Here is a 16,802-nt window from a genome sequence, read left to right as displayed (position 1 = left end):
ATGATTAAGAGGCTGTAGACAATTTTCGTCTACAGCCTTTTGTGTTATATTGCTCAGTTTCTACACTGACATTTATATGTTTGTGCCGTTCATTCGTGCACTGACAAGCAGAAGGCTTGCACCTAAGGGTGCAGTGTCTTCTGCTTTTTTTGCGTTCTTAATTAATTTTAGAAAAGAGGAATAGGAAATGAGTTTACTTGAGGTTTCTAATTTATCACATGCTTTTGGCGATAAGGTTCTATACAAGAATGTTTCTATGGAATTATACAAGGGTGAGCATGTCGGTGTGGTTGGCCAGAATGGAACGGGGAAAAGTACGTTTATTAGCATTTTGACAGGCGAAGTGATCCCGGATGAAGGAATGATAAAGTGGCAGCCCAATATTACAATCGGTCATCTCGATCAATATGCTGTCATGGATGGAAACCGTACGGTTCATAATTATTTAAGACAGGCTTTCTCAGAATTATATGAACTAGAACGAAAAATAAATGAGCTCTATGAAGAGTGCGCTGTAACTGGCAACGAAACGTTATTACAAAAGGCAGCAGACTACCAGGAACGATTAGAAGCGCTAGACTATTATTCAATGGAGAGCAACATCAGTAAGATGGTTACCGGTCTAGGAATCAACGCGATTGGAATCGACCGTCCCATCGAGCAGTTAAGCGGGGGGCAACGGACGAAAGTCATTCTGGCCAAGCTTTTACTTGAACAACCTGATGTGTTATTACTCGATGAACCAACCAATTATCTGGATAAGGAACATGTTAACTGGCTCGCTGAGTATCTGATTGCATTCAATCAAGCGTTCATTGTAGTGTCTCACAACTATGCCTTTCTCGATAAAATATCCACTAGTATTTGCGATATTGAGGGCGAAACGATTAAAAAATACCACGGGAAATACTCGGATTTTGTGAAGCAGAAGGAACATTTACGAGAGAGTCATATCCGGCAATATCATGCACAGCAGAAAAAAATCGAAACCACTGAGCAATTCATTCGAAAAAACGGTGCAGGTGTTAATTCCAAAATTGCCCGTGGTCGCCAAAAACAGCTGGATAGAATGGAACGAATCGCTGCTCCGACATTTGTCTCCAAAGTGTCTATTCGCTTTAAGGAGCTTCCGTGCATGTCACAAGTAGTCCTTAAAGTGGATCACTTAGTCGTAGGTTACGATAAGCCTTTGCTGCCTAAATTAAAGTTCTCCATTCGCGGTGGACAAAAGCTCGTGATTACGGGGTTCAACGGAATCGGGAAATCAACATTGCTAAAGACATTGGTTGGAGAGATCCAAGGGATTACCGGCAGGTTTCAGTTCGCAGAACAAGTTAAAGTGGGTTATTTCGAGCAAGATTTAACTTGGGAAGACGATACAATGACACCTATTCAGGTGATTTCAGCTTATAATCCCAAACTGACAGTAAAGGAAATACGTCGCTATCTAGCGCAGTGTGTTGTTAAAGATAACCTTGTAACACAGTCAATACGTACACTCAGCGGCGGGGAGCAATCTAAAGTTAAGCTGTGCCTATTACTGCTTTCAGAATATAACTTTCTAATTATGGATGAGCCGACCAATCACTTAGATGCTGAAACGAAAGATGCTTTACAGAAAGCTCTAATCCAATTTAGTGGAACTGTGATACTTGTTTCTCATGAAGAACAATTTTATAAGGGATGGGTTGATCGTGTGCTCAACATAGGAGATGAAACCAGCAATAAAGGAGTTAAGTACTAATGCAAACCATGAATGACCATTGGAAAAGAAAAATAACCCTATTTCTAACGGCTCAAACCATATCTTTATTTGGATCTTCGCTTGTTCAATATGCGATTATTTGGTATATCACTCTAACAACTACCTCAGGGGTGATGATGACGATATCAACCGTCTGTGGATTTCTCCCGCAGATGGCCATCTCGCTGTTTGCTGGGGTATGGATCGACCGTTATAGTCGTAAAAAAATGATCATGCTAGCAGATGGTATGATTGCGATCGCTACACTTATTCTCGCTGTGATGTTTTTGTTGGGTTATCACAATATTTGGTTGCTATATTTAATTTTGCTGATCCGAGCAGCAGGTACGGGCATACAGGTTCCTGCTGTGAACGCACATCTACCTCAAATTGTTCCAAAAGATCAGCTTATGAAGGTAAACGGAGTAAACAGCAGTATTTCATCCTTGATGATATTTCTGGCTCCAGCTGCAGGTGGCGTGATCCTGTCGATTAGTACCATTGAAACTGCCTTTTTTATCGATGTGATGACTGCAATTATTGGGATCGGTATGATGTGTATAATCGTTATTCCAGCTCACGCTAAAGTGGAGGATGGTCAGAAATCGAATGTACAAGACATTAAGGAAGGATTTAAGTATCTAAAGGATCATGCTTTTATTAAGCAATTACTAATCTATTTATTTGTCGTAATGATACTAATTAGTCCAGCCGCCTTCTTAACCCCTCTAATGGTGAGTCGATCCTTTGGTCCAGAAGTATGGAGATTGACCGCAAGTGAGATGACTTTCAGTGCTGGGGCGTTAGTTGGAGGGGTTCTAATCGCATCATGGGGCGGCTTTAAGTCTCGTATGCATACCAACATTCTAGCATGTGCTCTCTACGGTTTGCTGATGGTTGGACTTGGCGTCGCTCCTATGTTTGCAATGTACCTATTGTTTAACTTGTTGATTGGTATAACGATGCCTTGCTTTAACGCTCCTTTGACAGTGTTGTTGCAGCAGAATGTGGATCCGGATATGCAAGGTAGGGTATTTAGTCTTGTTCAAGTAACGAATTCATGTGCTTTGCCACTCGGGATGGTGCTGTTTGGTCCGCTAGCTGATAGTGTCCAAGTGGAGACAATTCTTATTTTCGCAGGGATTGTAGTGATTATGTGCGCCTTGTATGCAGTGATTAAACTTCTTGCCTTAGCAAAGGACTACGATTAACATGAAGTTATTCCAAATAAATACAATCATAGCCCGGGTGATCTTAGTTCGGTAAATTGTGGAGGGGGTTAGGTATGTATATCCATACATCTTCTTTAACACAGTTCCAAGGATTAGAGCCAATTGACTCATCACTCGAGCTATTCCTTAATCAGCATTTAGATCGTTATGATAAGTTGGAGCCTTACATCCATTCTTTTGTATCGGAAGAGAAAAGAACAGATAGAATCATGAGTGAAGTAGCGCTGCTAAGACAAACCTATCATGAGCTCCCAAAACCATCATTATACGGAGTTCCAGTAGGAGTTAAGGATCTAATTCATATAGACGGCTTGCCCACTCGTGCCGGTTCAAATCTTCCTCCACAGGAATTAACACGTTCAGAAGGTAGTTTTATTAAAAAGCTGCGGCAAAAAGGAGTATGGTTCACAGGCAAAACGGTGACCGAAGAGTTCGCATATGCCGGGCATCTCCCAACTCGTAATCCTCATCATTTGGATCATACACCAGGCGGCTCTAGTGCAGGGTCTGCAGCGGCAGTTGCCACGGGGATGTGTCCATTTGCGATAGGCACACAAAGTTTACGTTCTGTTATGGCACCTGCTTCTTTCTGTGGTGTTGTTGGATTTAAGCCAAGCTATGGACGTATCCCTTTGGATGGTGTTCAGTTGATGTCCCCTTCAATTGATACGATGGGATTTTTTACACAGGATATGGTTAGCATGGAGCGGATCTCTTCAGAACTCATCTCGGAATGGAGGACTTTCGAATCTAACCGTAAACCCGTGCTTGGTATTCCAGAAGGGGTATTCATGACTTTATTGGAAGAGGACGCTAAACATACTTTTTGGAGCCAGATTAAGAAGTTGGAAGAGGCGGGCTTCATCATAAAAAATGTTAAGATGCCATGGGAAGATAGTTTCATCTATGGGGATGCAATGTTGAGATTAGTACAAGGGGAAATGGCTCAAGTGCATGCTGTACGATTTGAAAAATATAAAGATTACTATGGTTCGGCGATGCGTGCTGGTATTGAATCAGGTCAAACCATCAAAGAGGAAGAACTGGAGCGATATCGTAGAGGACAAATCAAATTGAGATATGATCTACTGGATGTTCAAAAGACAGAGGGGATTGATATTTGGGTCTCGCCCGCTCAAGCAGGAACTGCTCCATTGTGGGGAACACGGACAGGATGGGCTGGAATGACGGCCATTTGGTCATACGCAGGAGCGCCAACTGTGAGCATTCCTTCAGCCACTATTCATAACATGCCTTTAGGATTTCAATGTATTGGGGCTTACGGTCAGGATGAAGAGCTTATATATTGGAGTAGACTTGTATCACTAGCACTGGGGTGAGCCTATTTGGCTGCAGATGGGGCATGTTCGAGGTTAGATAACAGAGTGGGTCTTCAATACAATTGAAGACCCACTTTTTTTGTATAAAGTGAGAGTTTTTTTGTTAGGGATCGTCTATAGAGTATCGTGCTTCAAGGAGGCTTAAGGGTGAAGGGACATGTACCGAAAGTTGAAAAAGAGGAAGAAAGGCAATGGATCCTAAACGTTCTGGATGGGCATAAGGAAGACTATTCGTATCTTGTGAATCGATATAAGAATAAAATCTATGGCCTATTGAGAGGAATGGGGGCCGATCACCAAGACGCGCAAGACATCACTCAGGAGACTTTTATAAAAGCTTATCGTAAGCTAGCCTCACATGATTTGGATAAAAACTTTGCGGCTTGGCTGTATACCATCGCGACTAATTTACTGAAGGATTTGTGGAAAAAAACTCGTCCTATTGCGAGCTTACCAGACGATCTTGCTGAACTATCTCTTTCAGATAATCCAGAAGAAGAATTCATTCGATCGGAGCATCGCACAGAGCTGCATCAGTTAATGCAGAAGCTACCACCTAATTATCGTACGACTTTGCTGCTTCGTTATACCAATGATTTAAGCTATGAAGAAATGTGTACGCTCTTAGAGGTCCCTTTAAGTAAGATCCAAAATGACCTTTATCGTGCAAAACAACGATTGAAACATATTATGACACACCAGGAGGTGAAGAGCGATGAAGTGCTTAAGTCCATTTGAGATCGAGCAATACATCCTAAGTACACCCACCTCCCGACCTTTTGAAAATGTTGATCATATCGCTGCTTGTGCCCATTGCAATTTAATCTATCATACACTATTAGAAGAACAAGAGGAGTGGTCGCAAGCGTTGTTTGAAGAGAAGCTGCCAGATTCTTTTACTGCTCAAGTTATGGCTTCAATAGAATTCGTAGAACTAGAGAAAGTAACGGTACCTGACAGGAAGCGAAAGAATCCGAAGATACTTAAGTCACTAAGAATAGCCATGGGAGCGGCTTTGTTACTTATTGTTCTGAGTGCCGTGATTTTATATTCTGTGCCCACATTGGCAGAGACTTTACGTTCTCTTTTTGTAAAAGATAATGTGGACATTGGCCTTCTACGTGCACAAGAATTTGGGTTAGTAGAACATCCTAATATTAAGGTGAAGGATAAGGGCTATACGATAAAAATAGATGAAGCTGTAGCGGATCCTACTCGTGTGATTGTCGCTCTTCAGTTGTTCGGACCGGATGGAAAGCATGACAGACATCGCTTGGGTTTTGGTGAAGGAAATAAGATTGAAGTTAAAGATGATCAAGGAAAGGTCGTTGGAGAATTATACGATATGGGATTTACCAACGATTTTTACTATATGATTGCTAATTTCTCGGAGCCACTGCAAACCGATCAAATTATTGTCGAAGGTCATATTACTGAGTTGGGAAGCAAGAGCAGAAATATTCCTGCACTTCAAGGCGAGTGGAACTTTAGTTTTTCGATGGATATGACAAAAGCGAATAAGCAAACGACCTCAACTCCACTAACGGGCAGCTACACATCTCCGGATGGTTTAACAGTCACCTTGAAAAAATTAACTCATATGGTACAAGGTGTTCGTTTTGAATTTGATACGGAGTTGAGTGATGAGGCGCTAAACCGTTCTCCAGGTGAATTATGGAAGCAGCAAGGGGTGAAGTTCCATTTTGAGGATAGCGCGGGTGAAGAGATTCACAGTGTTAATGCGAGGAAATTGCCGAGTAAGGATAGTGTAATGTCACGATCTTCGACACCTGGTGATAAACCTGGACTTATGCATTGGAGCTATACGTTTAAATATTTGCCTCAGGATACGCCGTATACTTTTGTGCTCGATGGGTATTTCATTCTAGAAAAGGATGGTTCGATGGTACAGTTTGAGCCATCCAAGTTGAAGGAGCATCCGATCCCCTTTGCATTTGATGGAGATGAGCTGATGTTAAATGATTTTACTGTGGAATCACCGCCTGATACCAATGGATCAACGAAGGAAGGTTCATTACATTTTAGCGGAAGATTGAGAAATGAATTTATGAACAGTGAGTGGATATTTAAGGATCTTGAGGGTAAAGAGTATCCTCTCTCAGGACGAGGAGCTTATTCTACTGATGGGTCCGGATGGAAAGATGGTTATATCGTAATCGTTGAATCGCAGTCAAATAACAAAAAGAATTTTTTTGAGTTCCGTGCAATTGGCCTTACTACGATCCCTGATCAGCTTCAATTAATACGCACGATAGTCAACCGGTTGTACACCAATGTAGATTGGTCCGTTCCTATCATGGAAGCTAGCAAAAAGCAGTAAAATCAATCATTTACCTTCCGGATTGTACAAGCAGATAAGAGCTCTGTCGCATCTCATATACTATCACAATCGAAAAGAGGTGGTAGTTTATGACTGCTGCAGAGAAGAGAAGAATTCAAAGAGCTTTGAATGCTTTGCGTAAGCAAAGAGTGGTTCTGAAGGAAAGTCTCAAAAGAATTGAAGCATTGCTTTGCAGATTGCCTATTGGCAGTCGTGAAAGATTTGAATTGTTAGCAGTAAGAGATTCAATCATAGAAGCGCTCCGACTTAATGCTATTGCTATACGAAATTTAAAAGACGTAACTTGTGCTTGTTAATTCGTTGAACTTCTGAACCTTCTGATCCTTGTATCAACGATCAAAGTAAAGCTTTTTCCTGTCACATTAGGAGGATACTGTTTTTCTTTCTTATTGATCTGACGGGTAACGATAGCTCAATAAACACGATAAGGCAGCCGGTCAGTCAATGTGATCGGCTGCCTTTATTCAGCAAAAGGTCAGGATAGTTGAAGTTCAAACGCGGGAAAAAGTATCATAATAGAGTTTAGCCCCTAAGATGACTCTTAGTTTTTTTATATGACTTAATACAACAATATTTACAAATTCATGATACGATATTGCTAAATCAGGAAATAGATGCTCCATATGTAAGATAGAATTAATTATTGATGGAACTGTTGAAGATGGTTCATAACAAAATGATTGATGATCAACCAAGGACGTTTACTGAAACTATTATGATTCTGTAGAATGGGGGCCACTATATGTCATTAGTTAATGAAAAAGAAGAGTGTTTACTGATCGAGACATTAAAATCACATATACCAAATGTAGAGGAATTACTGAATCCAGCAGTTGAGGAATCAGAAATAAACCTTTTTGAGAGCATGATGAACTGCAAATTTCCAGAAGATTTTAGAAAGTTATACATGAATTCTAATGGAGAAGGAGAGCAGATTTTTGGCGTTATGGCTGGTCTTGGTTGGATGAACATTGAATCGATAGTAAGCAACTGGAAGTCCCTTTTGGAATCAGCATACGATATTATATCCAGCAAACCAGATATAATAAAAGATGGGAACTACAGAGAAGGTTGGATTCCTTTTGCCGAAGATGGTGGAGGCTCATATTTGGCAATTGATTTAGACCCCGGAGAAAAGGGCGTTTATGGGCAAATTATAACGATAGATCACAATTCTAGTTTTTCATATGTTATTGCGGAAAGTTTGGGACATTTCTTTGAATTTATAGATTCGAGCCTCAGAAATAGTAGTATTGGTATTAGTGAAGAAGATGATGTAATCATATTATCCCGTGAAAGTGGAAGTTTGTTGGATGATATTTTGGCTTTGACTAAAATGGATATCGAAGAGAACAGCCTTATCCCTGTAAGTGGATTTTGGGAAGAGTATTTTAAAGACGATGTTGAGAGTGGTTTTGTATCTTCAAAAACATTGAAAAAAAAGAGAATGGTATTTATTAGAGCTGATCAAGCTCAAAAATACGGAGCAATATCTTTGGATATTTTAACCCATATGGTTAATCTTAAAGAACTTATTATACATGCGGATGAAATTACTAATTTCGATGTACTTAAACGGATGCCTTCTTTAGCAGAACTTGTGATAGGATCAGAAGCCTTTAAAGAGTCTGATTTGGAGTACTTAGTTTCTTTAGATGGGCTAAGGCAACTAACATTAATAGGACTTCCATTAAAAGATATACATAAACTGAAAGATATAAAGAAATTAAAGAGTTTGAGATTATGTAGAATGAACTCAATTGATAGGGGATTAATAGGAACTATAAAAAATTTGAAGGAACTAAGTTTAGAAGAAATGGAGGTTGGCGACCTGCTTTATATTTCAAACCTTAGTAAGTTAATAAAACTAGAGCTCAAACAAGTGACTATACCACATTTATCATTCTTAAAAGGTTTAAAGAATCTAACGTTTTTTGAGACGGATAGCTGTGCAATAGATGAATCACATATAGAGGTTATAGGAGAATTGAAGAAATTAAAGCAATTCACTTATCCGGTCGGAGATTTAACAATACTCAAAAATTGTATGAGTCTAAAGCAGATTGGAGTAGATGCATCAAGACTTAAAGGGTTGGAGGAAATTTCAGACTGTAATATAGTCGATATAACTATATTTCATGCAACATCGAAAGAGAACGCAAAGTCCGTAGTCGCGGAGTTTAATAAATACTTTAAACTTCAGTCATATGGATGGCAGGTAACATGGAAAGATTAATGAAACTTGCCTACACTGAGCTTTATCATAATAGGGAAATTTTTATAAAAGAAAGGAGACTAGCCATATTGGTTAGTCTCCGTTGTTTATATTTTTTCGAAATGGAGAGTTTATGAAAAAGACTATTGTTTGTGTAATAACGATACTTATAGTATTCTCAGGATTCGCAACACAAAGTTATGCGTCGTTGTCAGATACGCAATCTGCGGCAATACAGACGTTGTTGGATGATGCCCATCGCATATCAGGTGTGCCGGGAATGTCAATCTCAATACTTGCTGATGATGAAGTGTTCTACTTTTCTTCCGGGTATGCAGACCGTGAAAGTGGATTGTCTGCAAGTGAAAATACACTATATGAGTTGGCCTCGGTCAGTAAAGCTTTTACCGGCATGGGTATTCTGCTGTTGGAGGAGCAAGGGCTGCTGTCAATGACTGACACTGTCCAAAAATATTTACCTTGGTTTACGTTAAAATATCAAGGCAAACCTGTTGATATGCAAAGCCTTACACTCAATAACTTTCTTCACCATACTAGCGGCCTAACAAATAGTAGGCATTCTCAAAATATTCCACAAGGCAATACACCAGATTTGCTGCAAAAGACTGTGGAAATGCTGGTAGATGCTGAGTTGGCGTTCCCTCCCGGTGAACAGTATAGCTATGGAACCGTTAATTATGACGTATTGGGTTTGGTTATTGAGATTGTGTCGGGACAAAGCTATGAAGACTTTATGAGCGAACAGGTATTTCAGCCGTTAGGTCTTCACCAGACGTATGTTTATAAAGAAGATGCTCAAGCCACCGGACAGTTGGCGCAGGGCTACCGTTCTTCCTTTTTTATGACAACTCCATATAACGCGCCGGATTATTCCGGGAATAAACCCGCAGGCTACATCATTTCTTGTACAAAAGATATGGCGCGTTGGATGGGCATACAGATGGGTATTGTGCAGGACATACCCGAAATATTCCATACGGTTATCGAAAAATCACATCAGGGTGATATGTCTGTTCCGGCTGTCAACGAAATGTACTATGCGGCGGGCTGGACGGTAAACGCCAACCAAACGATTATAGAGCACCCCGGGGGAAATCCCAATTTTGGAACCGAAGTGATCATACTGCCAAATGAACGAACAGCCGTCTGCTTGCTGACCAACGGCGCAAATATCAATAGAAGCATGGTACTAAAAGTTAAAGATATATTAGACGGCAATCTAACGCAGTCATATGAAATAAGCGGCACACAGCTTTTGGACATCATTTTATCGTCTATCACAATTATTCTTTGCCTATTGGCTGTTCTGTTCTTTATCTTAGGATTACGTAGAAGGAAAACGAATGAGCGGCAGCCAATTACAAAAAAGCGAATAATCGTAACAGCTATTTTGCTGATTGCTACGATTGCCCTGTGTATAATGTGCTGTGCATTAGATTGGCCAACGATACTTATTTGGCAAACATATAGTATTCTTACAGCTTTGATTTCGTCGGCATTATTAACAGCAAGCATTACATGGTTTGTATACACTCACCGATATAATGCCTCGCTCAGAAAATAAGCATTTTGTTCGTTCGCTTTATTGGTAAAATGCGTATAGCGTATTTGGTTTGGTACAGCGGAAAGTAGAGTTACGAAATAGTGAGAAAGAATTGATTTAACGCCAGATTCACCTCAATATAACCATTTAAAGTTCAAGCAGAGATACCACTTGAACTTTTCTTTTGTTGAATTCTTTGAACAATCCTTGGTGATTCTCAGTCTACATACTGGCAGTAAAGCTTAATGTTACTATACATCGGATTTGTTGGGTTTCCGTTCATTACCGGAATCTCGTTATCCGAGTACATCCGGCGTCGAAGACTTGTCTACCGCTTCTAGCACTTGACGAGGCGTTTTAGTACCTGCTATGATTTCTTGAATATCTTTCCTAGATTTGAGAAAGCAGGGCCAGCAACGCCCCAATTATTAACAAGGTACATGACATTGCCGCCTTGAAAGCATCTTGAAGTAACCCTTTTCAAAAAAAAGAGGACCCTCCTTTATTATCGACCCGTTGAATTACAAGCGATAGCGGATACATGTAGGATGTAATCTCAAATCTCATACATTAAAAGAAACAGTATTGAGGAGTATTCGTATGGAACATAAATTAACTTTAATTAATGTTTTTGCCGGCATAAATTCAGAGGAAGCAGTCTTTGAAGAGCTTCCTGCAGAATGCATAAGCGATAAAATATTCAAATTATGTGCATCTCCTGGGCTGGCTCTAGGGCTTGCGAAAGGAGATACAATAAAACTCCATCCCAATGGAGAGTTTGAATTAATAAAACATGGTGGAAATTTCTGCATTCAAATTTACAAAGAGGAGCTTGTTAAAGAAAAGATAGAGACAGCTGAATCTATAGTCAAACGAGAGCTTTCCGGTTCTTTAGATGGATTTCATAATGGCTCGCTTGCCTTCACCGCGCCCATCAGGAATGGATTTCATGCCACCAATAAGGTTTTCAATGTAATTAGAGATTTATTAGAATCGGAGTACTATTACTCTAATATTTACGAATATCCATATAACTTTGACGATGAAGAGTTAGTCAGCTGGGCTAGAGATCTGGATTAATCGCTTCAAAATATCAGTTCTCTGGCATCATACACTATCTCTGGGCCACATTTTTCAATATGATCTCCAATCCTGATCCTGAGTCAAAAAAATAACGCGTAATTATAATATACCCAAAAGCTCAAGAGTTGCAGGAGGCAGATATGGTAGATGAAAGGCATCTTGTTTATTTCAAAGAACTCCTGGAAGGAAATGCTGAAATTTCTTTTAAGGCATACCTTTCAAATAATGAAGATTCTTTGCGCAAGCAATTTTCTCCGGCGAGATTTGCAAGACTGAAGTTCAAGTCAATTGATGAAATAATAAAGATTCTTGACGAAGAGAATGTATCCTACAGCATTAATGATCATGCCGTAAGAAACGAAAAATATTTAGCAACCTTTCATCTGGATGCCTTGAATGAACAAGGTAGGCTTAAGGAAGGATTCAAAGACACCCTATTCAAAGGAACTGTTCACAACTTTAAAACCAAGGGGGAAGAAGCAGTCTTAACCCTCTATAAATACATCGAATACCCTAAAAAAATCAATAGCAAAAAAAATATAGAAAAACTCCAAGACATCGAATGTTTCGCCGAATTGGAATTATCCTTAGGGGATGAAAGTCTTGGCTTATTTTTACTAAAGGCTCTAGCCTCTATTGAGCGTCAGCTTTCCGAAGTAGATGATATTGTCCTTAAAGCTCAAGAAGCAGTCATGAAGCACCATTCATCGAAAAGAGATTAATAACTTCTTAATTGGAGAGATTTGCCCTTTCAATTACTGAAATGGTAGGCCGCGAAACGATGAAGGAGGACAATGATACCAGCCCAAATTCTAAACCAAAAAACCAATATTGAAAAAAGGTGATGGATGTGCAAATCAATAAAGAGTCATGCCGAGGGATCATTCTGGAATTCGACATTAGGAGAACAATTATTCTCAATTTATATATTAAAGAATGGTCTATGCCAGAATATAGAGTCATAATGACAAAACCGGAGATTGGCGTATATATTGAGTTATATTATTTTCCATCAATTGACGTTAATAATCCTGCAAGATTCGCAACAGTCGGCCTATCTAATTCCATTCGGAAAACTGGAAAACCTATTGAGAATGAATGGATGATAGCTTTAAAACCCGATTTGGGACAAGAAAACATTGATCGCATATTCTCATATTTCTGTGACATAATTGCCCATAATATTGAACATATCCAATCTTCGGAAGTACCACGAGTAATGACTGAGAGCGCACTCGCACCAGAAAATTGGACTACAAAAGCCCTTTTGATTGATGAACTAAGAGGAGAAAGTGAGGATTTAGAACAAATAAAAATAGGTGAAGAAATAATTAATGTCTTGTGGGTAGTACCAATTACCCCCAAAGAATCGCGTATAATTTTACAAGAAGGCATAGATGCTTTTGATGCTTACATAGATAATCATCACTATTCCATAATTGATCCCACTCGTCCTGATTAATAAGAGCAGTTCAATATCATTCGCACTAAACCAACCATACCCCCACAGGTGGGTCCTTGGCTCGCGAACCACGTTGTGGAAATTCAAACCATGTCTACGGTGGTGCCAGAAAGTCCAAATGACACTGTGAAGCGCTTGCTCGGCTAGGGCGTTATTTTCCTTGAACAGGGGTAAAGGTTCTAGAGTATGACAGCGGAATTCTTGGATGAGAGTAGAGGATTACTGATGAACAAGGTAGAAGACAACTGAAAGTAGAACAACAAAGTGAATTCCTTCCAAAAGCGCCGCAAGGCGTTTTTCATTGTGCAGTTTGTCTTTGAAATCCGTTATGATACTATAAGCTTAATGTGCCATAAACGTATAAAAGAGAGGGATACATACATGACCAACAAACTATACTACAATTCTACATACCTTACTGATTGGGAGACCTGTATTACTGAAACCATAGAACGAGAAGATGGACGCTATGTTGTTTTGGAGGAGACCGCTTTTTATCCGCATGGCGGTGGACAACCTTGTGATTTAGGGACTATTGGGGATATTCCGGTACTTGATGTAATTAGTGAGGAAGATCTTGTCTTGCATAAGCTGGAACGTCTGCCTGATGATTTATCCGTCACTTGTCAAATCGATTGGAAGAGAAGATTTGATCATATGCAGCAGCATAGTGGACAACACTTGCTCTCAGCCATCTGTCTCAATTTGTACCAGTTTATGACTCTAAGCTTTCACTTGGGTGAGGATTATTGCACCATTGATATAGAAGCGTCAGAACTGTCGCCTAAACAACTTCATTCCATAGAGTGGGAGGTTAATCGGCAGATTTACCAGAACCATAGTATCCTGAGCTATTTTGTAACAGGGGAAGAGGCTTCACAGCTTAAATTGGTCAAACAACCTAAAGTGACGGAGAACATCCGGATTGTAGAAATTAAAGATATAGAATATAATGCTTGCGGTGGTACGCATGTATCTTCAACAGGTGAGATTGGTATAATTAAGCTTCTGAAAGCGGAGAAACAAAAAGGCAATACGCGGATCTATTTTAAATGTGGATACCGTGCTTTGGAGGAGTTTAATAGCAGTCTGCAAATTGTTGGAGCTCTATCTTCCAAGTTCAATACGGGAAAAGATGAAATTATCGATCGCATTGAAAAATGGGAGAATGAACAAAAGCAGCTGCAAGCTGAAATTACCCTACTTAAAGAGAAGAATGATGATTATGTCGTACAGGAGCTTTTAGCACAGCAAGAAGGAAAGCCGATCTCAAAAGTGTTCGAGGATAAATCGCTGAAAGATTTACAAAGTTTAGCTAACAAGCTTACCGCGAAATGCGATGTTCCGGTTTTATTGGCTAGTTCTGCTGAGAATAAGGTTGTATTTGCACAGAATGGCAGCGCGGAGGTCTCCTGTGGAGCTTTTTTCAAAGAGCATCTTAGTACCTACAATGGAAAAGGCGGAGGCAGTGATAAATTAGCGCAAGCTGGATTCCCAACATGGGAGGACGCTTTGGCGTTTTATGAGTTTGCTAGAAGTTAAGATTACTTTGTAAAAGACAGAAGACCTGACTGCGGTAATCTACCGTGGATCAGGTCTTTTTGTAATGCTTAAAGCGAAACAAGAAACTTTTTCCAAAACTTACCGTCTAATTACATATGACTATAGAGTCGAGGGAGACGATTAGAAATGAATAAATGGAAGGTAACGCTAGGAATCTTAGCTGCTTTGACTTTAAGTACGGGGGATGGATCGGTATCTGCCCAAGCAGAAAGCCAAATTCAATTCAACTATAAAGAAATCGGGATCAGCAGTAAGCAGGTCATCACAGAGAATACAACTTTTGTACCCCTGAAATCACTCGCAAATGCTATGGGGTATACATTATCTTGGGATCAACCGTCCAAAACGGCCAAACTGGTTCGTCCTGAGCGTGAGGTTATCTTCACGGCAGGTACTGTAAAGTCAAAAGTGAACGAGGCCGTGGTGACTTTAACAAAATCCCCACGTATTATAAAAGGCTCGGTGTACGTGCCATTGATCTCAGCGGTCAGTGTACTTGGAGGTAAAGCGGGGCTTAATAAAACGGATGGGGTTATCCAAATTATAGATAAAGCTAGATTGGTTTCTGCTTCTGTAGATGGAAGATCCTATTGGATATCTCAAAAAAACGGCGATTTGTATTACCGTGCAACGGAAACTGGGAAACCAGTAATTATTGGTCGACTACCTTTTAAGGAATCTGCGTACAGCTACGCTTTTGAGATTGAAAAAATGGGCAATGGTACGGACTTACTCCAGTTAACGGACAATCATTATGCCATGTTCACCGATTTTAATAGCAGTTATCAAGTATTGGTCAAAGCGGGCACTATCCTCAAGCAAATGGACTATCATTACAATAACTCGGCTTATATCCATGCACCACAAGTGCCTTCCACTCAGGTGTATATGACCGATGGGAAGAACGTTCAATATATTACTAAGGATGGCGGTTTGGGCAAGTTATTTGAGATGGAAAAGTTAACAGGAGCAACCGGAGATTTCATAGTGGAGTATGCTGCGGAAGACGTTGTGCTCGTTCGTTTATTAGATACGACACACTTATATTTAGTTTATAGCAACACCGGTGAAATCATTAATCTCTATGAAAAACTAATTACTAGTGAGGATCGTAAGGAATGGGATAGAGTAAATGATGGCAGAGATCCATATGTATTGACCAGAATGTTAGTGTTGAAGAGTCGCAAAGGGAATGTAATGACATTCACCTATACTCCAATCCTTGAGGAAAAAGCAAAAACAGTGACATTTACACTTCAATCCAAATAATTTCAATCACTTTTATGTAATAAGCAAAATGAGAGCGATGTTTAAAATCGCTCTTTTTTGCATTTTGGATCATTTCATCATCATCGTACTTCCACCTTTAATCTGAACAGGTTGATCATTTACGGATACCCAAACATCAATAGCTGAGTTGTTACGGATGACCGTTTTGTCAGCACTCATCTTCAGTGAATATAGCGCATCAACATAATCATAAATCTCTATATTGGTAGCGTACCAAATATCCGAATGTCCACCTGCTTGTTGGCAAAAGGATTCGATAAGCTCCCAATTGTTCTGCTGTGCAAATTCATAACTATGACCCCAAACATAACAGAGTCTCAGCTTTTGGGATGGCCCTTCCGTTGTAAATCGCTCCCATACGTGATGCAGATCTTCTATATGATGACAAGTTGGATGCCACTCCATGAAATTCAAAGGCATATCAAACTGTTTGGTAGAATGGACAGTTCGGCTGTATTCAATCCCAACAGACTGTAGAGGAGCAATGATTTCCTGAGAGTATGTACCGTATGGATAGGACATGCCTCGTACCGGATAATCCACTAGTTTCTCTAGTCGCTTACGGTCTTCGAACAGCTCATCGATTACCATAGGTAAAGGTAGACGCTCTAGATGTGGATGGGTAACGGAATGGGCAGATACCTCATGGTTTCTGAGCGAATGTTTAACATCAGCAGATGATAAGAATCCGGGTGCGTTTATCATTGCGCTATTTAAATGGAAAGTACCTTTAATCCCATATTGATCAAAAATCTCCGCCAAGCGAATATCGTGTTTCTGTCCGTCATCATAGCTCATGGTGAGCGCCTTGGGCAATCCGCCCGGAAATAAGTTAAATTGAAGTTTCATGAATGTACACTCCTGTTCGTTTGGTCATTTCGAAAATTACCTCTTCCAATTATAAACATTAAACGTTATAATCGGTTTCCACGTCTAAACAATGAAAG

At 39.9% G+C, this 16,802-nt stretch carries 14 protein-coding genes and 1 pseudogene; 14 read left to right on the top strand and 1 reads right to left on the bottom strand.

The annotated features are described in order from the left end of the window. The first annotated feature begins 187 nt into the window (after positions 1 to 187). The 14 genes and pseudogenes from ACQKMP_RS00780 (at position 188) to ACQKMP_RS00715 (ending at position 15,834) form a co-directional block, all read left to right on the top strand. Entirely contained in the window at positions 188 to 1,744 is a 1,557-nt protein-coding gene (locus ACQKMP_RS00780; protein ID WP_427468644.1) for an ABC-F family ATP-binding cassette domain-containing protein, read from the top strand. A gap of 8 nt (positions 1,745 to 1,752) precedes the next feature. Next, a complete protein-coding gene (locus ACQKMP_RS00775; RefSeq protein ID WP_427469194.1) occupies positions 1,753 to 2,955 on the top strand; it encodes an MFS transporter in 1,203 nt (400 codons plus the stop codon). Positions 2,956 to 3,029: 74 nt separating this feature from the next. Beyond that, positions 3,030 to 4,316: an amidase gene (locus tag ACQKMP_RS00770; RefSeq protein ID WP_427468643.1), complete on the top strand. Its 1,287-nt coding sequence runs from the start codon at positions 3,030 to 3,032 to the stop codon at positions 4,314 to 4,316. A 147-nt stretch (positions 4,317 to 4,463) separates the two neighbouring features. Further along, positions 4,464 to 5,054, top strand: a complete 591-nt coding sequence (locus ACQKMP_RS00765; protein ID WP_379421683.1) for an RNA polymerase sigma factor — start codon at positions 4,464 to 4,466, stop codon at positions 5,052 to 5,054. Then, on the top strand, positions 5,032 to 6,657 hold the full coding sequence (locus ACQKMP_RS00760) for a DUF4179 domain-containing protein (protein WP_427468642.1): 1,626 nt from the start codon (positions 5,032 to 5,034) through the stop codon (positions 6,655 to 6,657). Before ACQKMP_RS00765 ends, ACQKMP_RS00760 begins: the two co-directional genes overlap by 23 nt. An 89-nt stretch (positions 6,658 to 6,746) precedes the next feature. Beyond that, positions 6,747 to 6,974, top strand: coding sequence for a hypothetical protein (locus tag ACQKMP_RS00755; protein WP_076285799.1), 228 nt, complete (start codon positions 6,747 to 6,749; stop codon positions 6,972 to 6,974). Positions 6,975 to 7,420: 446 nt separating this feature from the next. Then, positions 7,421 to 8,914 (top strand): SMI1/KNR4 family protein, encoded by a 1,494-nt coding sequence (locus tag ACQKMP_RS00750; RefSeq protein WP_427468641.1) that lies wholly within the window; start codon positions 7,421 to 7,423, stop codon positions 8,912 to 8,914. A 112-nt stretch (positions 8,915 to 9,026) separates the two neighbouring features. Then, the gene (locus ACQKMP_RS00745) at positions 9,027 to 10,478 is read left to right on the top strand and encodes a serine hydrolase domain-containing protein (RefSeq protein WP_427468640.1); all 1,452 of its coding nucleotides are present in this window, start codon (positions 9,027 to 9,029) and stop codon (positions 10,476 to 10,478) included. A gap of 579 nt (positions 10,479 to 11,057) precedes the next feature. Then, positions 11,058 to 11,537: a DUF4265 domain-containing protein gene (locus tag ACQKMP_RS00740; RefSeq protein WP_094874831.1), complete on the top strand. Its 480-nt coding sequence runs from the start codon at positions 11,058 to 11,060 to the stop codon at positions 11,535 to 11,537. 143 nt (positions 11,538 to 11,680) lie between these two features. Next, positions 11,681 to 12,262 (top strand): hypothetical protein, encoded by a 582-nt coding sequence (locus ACQKMP_RS00735; RefSeq protein ID WP_042187979.1) that lies wholly within the window; start codon positions 11,681 to 11,683, stop codon positions 12,260 to 12,262. A gap of 128 nt (positions 12,263 to 12,390) precedes the next feature. After that, positions 12,391 to 13,002 carry a suppressor of fused domain protein gene (locus ACQKMP_RS00730; protein ID WP_405176566.1) on the top strand — a complete coding sequence of 204 codons (612 nt, stop codon included), beginning with the start codon at positions 12,391 to 12,393 and terminating at the stop codon, positions 13,000 to 13,002. A gap of 54 nt (positions 13,003 to 13,056) precedes the next feature. Then, positions 13,057 to 13,149: pseudogene (locus ACQKMP_RS00725) on the top strand (SDR family NAD(P)-dependent oxidoreductase); the annotation flags it as partial. Between the two features lie 234 nt (positions 13,150 to 13,383). Next, complete coding sequence (locus ACQKMP_RS00720; RefSeq protein WP_427468639.1) at positions 13,384 to 14,544, top strand: alanyl-tRNA editing protein; 1,161 nt, start codon at positions 13,384 to 13,386, stop codon at positions 14,542 to 14,544. 147 nt (positions 14,545 to 14,691) lie between these two features. Further along, positions 14,692 to 15,834 carry a stalk domain-containing protein gene (locus tag ACQKMP_RS00715; protein WP_427468638.1) on the top strand — a complete coding sequence of 381 codons (1,143 nt, stop codon included), beginning with the start codon at positions 14,692 to 14,694 and terminating at the stop codon, positions 15,832 to 15,834. Between the two features lie 69 nt (positions 15,835 to 15,903). Here ACQKMP_RS00715 and ACQKMP_RS00710 read toward each other — a convergent pair whose 3' ends face one another. Continuing rightward, a complete protein-coding gene (locus tag ACQKMP_RS00710; RefSeq protein ID WP_427468637.1) occupies positions 15,904 to 16,704 on the bottom strand; it encodes a polysaccharide deacetylase family protein in 801 nt (266 codons plus the stop codon). Positions 16,705 to 16,802: the final 98 nt, after the last annotated feature.

It is taken from the genome of Paenibacillus sp. NPDC101420, assembly GCF_050277435.1.
In the GTDB taxonomy this organism is placed as follows: domain Bacteria; phylum Bacillota; class Bacilli; order Paenibacillales; family Paenibacillaceae; genus Paenibacillus_AQ.
This window is presented reverse-complemented; position numbering and strand designations above follow the sequence as displayed.

Bases quoted from the DNA above. Each gene is read 5' to 3' on its own strand.
- ACQKMP_RS00780 (WP_427468644.1), top strand. From the start codon at position 188: ATGAGTTTACTTGAGGTTTCTAATTTATCACATGCTTTTGGCGATAAG.
- ACQKMP_RS00750 (WP_427468641.1), top strand. From the start codon at position 7,421: ATGTCATTAGTTAATGAAAAAGAAGAGTGTTTACTGATCGAGACATTA.
- ACQKMP_RS00740 (WP_094874831.1), top strand. From the start codon at position 11,058: ATGGAACATAAATTAACTTTAATTAATGTTTTTGCCGGCATAAATTCA.
- ACQKMP_RS00775 (WP_427469194.1), top strand. From the start codon at position 1,753: ATGAATGACCATTGGAAAAGAAAAATAACCCTATTTCTAACGGCTCAA.
- ACQKMP_RS00770 (WP_427468643.1), top strand. From the start codon at position 3,030: ATGTATATCCATACATCTTCTTTAACACAGTTCCAAGGATTAGAGCCA.
- ACQKMP_RS00745 (WP_427468640.1), top strand. From the start codon at position 9,027: ATGAAAAAGACTATTGTTTGTGTAATAACGATACTTATAGTATTCTCA.
- ACQKMP_RS00735 (WP_042187979.1), top strand. From the start codon at position 11,681: ATGGTAGATGAAAGGCATCTTGTTTATTTCAAAGAACTCCTGGAAGGA.
- ACQKMP_RS00710 (WP_427468637.1), bottom strand. From the start codon at position 16,704: ATGAAACTTCAATTTAACTTATTTCCGGGCGGATTGCCCAAGGCGCTC.
- ACQKMP_RS00715 (WP_427468638.1), top strand. From the start codon at position 14,692: ATGAATAAATGGAAGGTAACGCTAGGAATCTTAGCTGCTTTGACTTTA.
- ACQKMP_RS00760 (WP_427468642.1), top strand. From the start codon at position 5,032: ATGAAGTGCTTAAGTCCATTTGAGATCGAGCAATACATCCTAAGTACA.
- ACQKMP_RS00755 (WP_076285799.1), top strand. From the start codon at position 6,747: ATGACTGCTGCAGAGAAGAGAAGAATTCAAAGAGCTTTGAATGCTTTG.
- ACQKMP_RS00720 (WP_427468639.1), top strand. From the start codon at position 13,384: ATGACCAACAAACTATACTACAATTCTACATACCTTACTGATTGGGAG.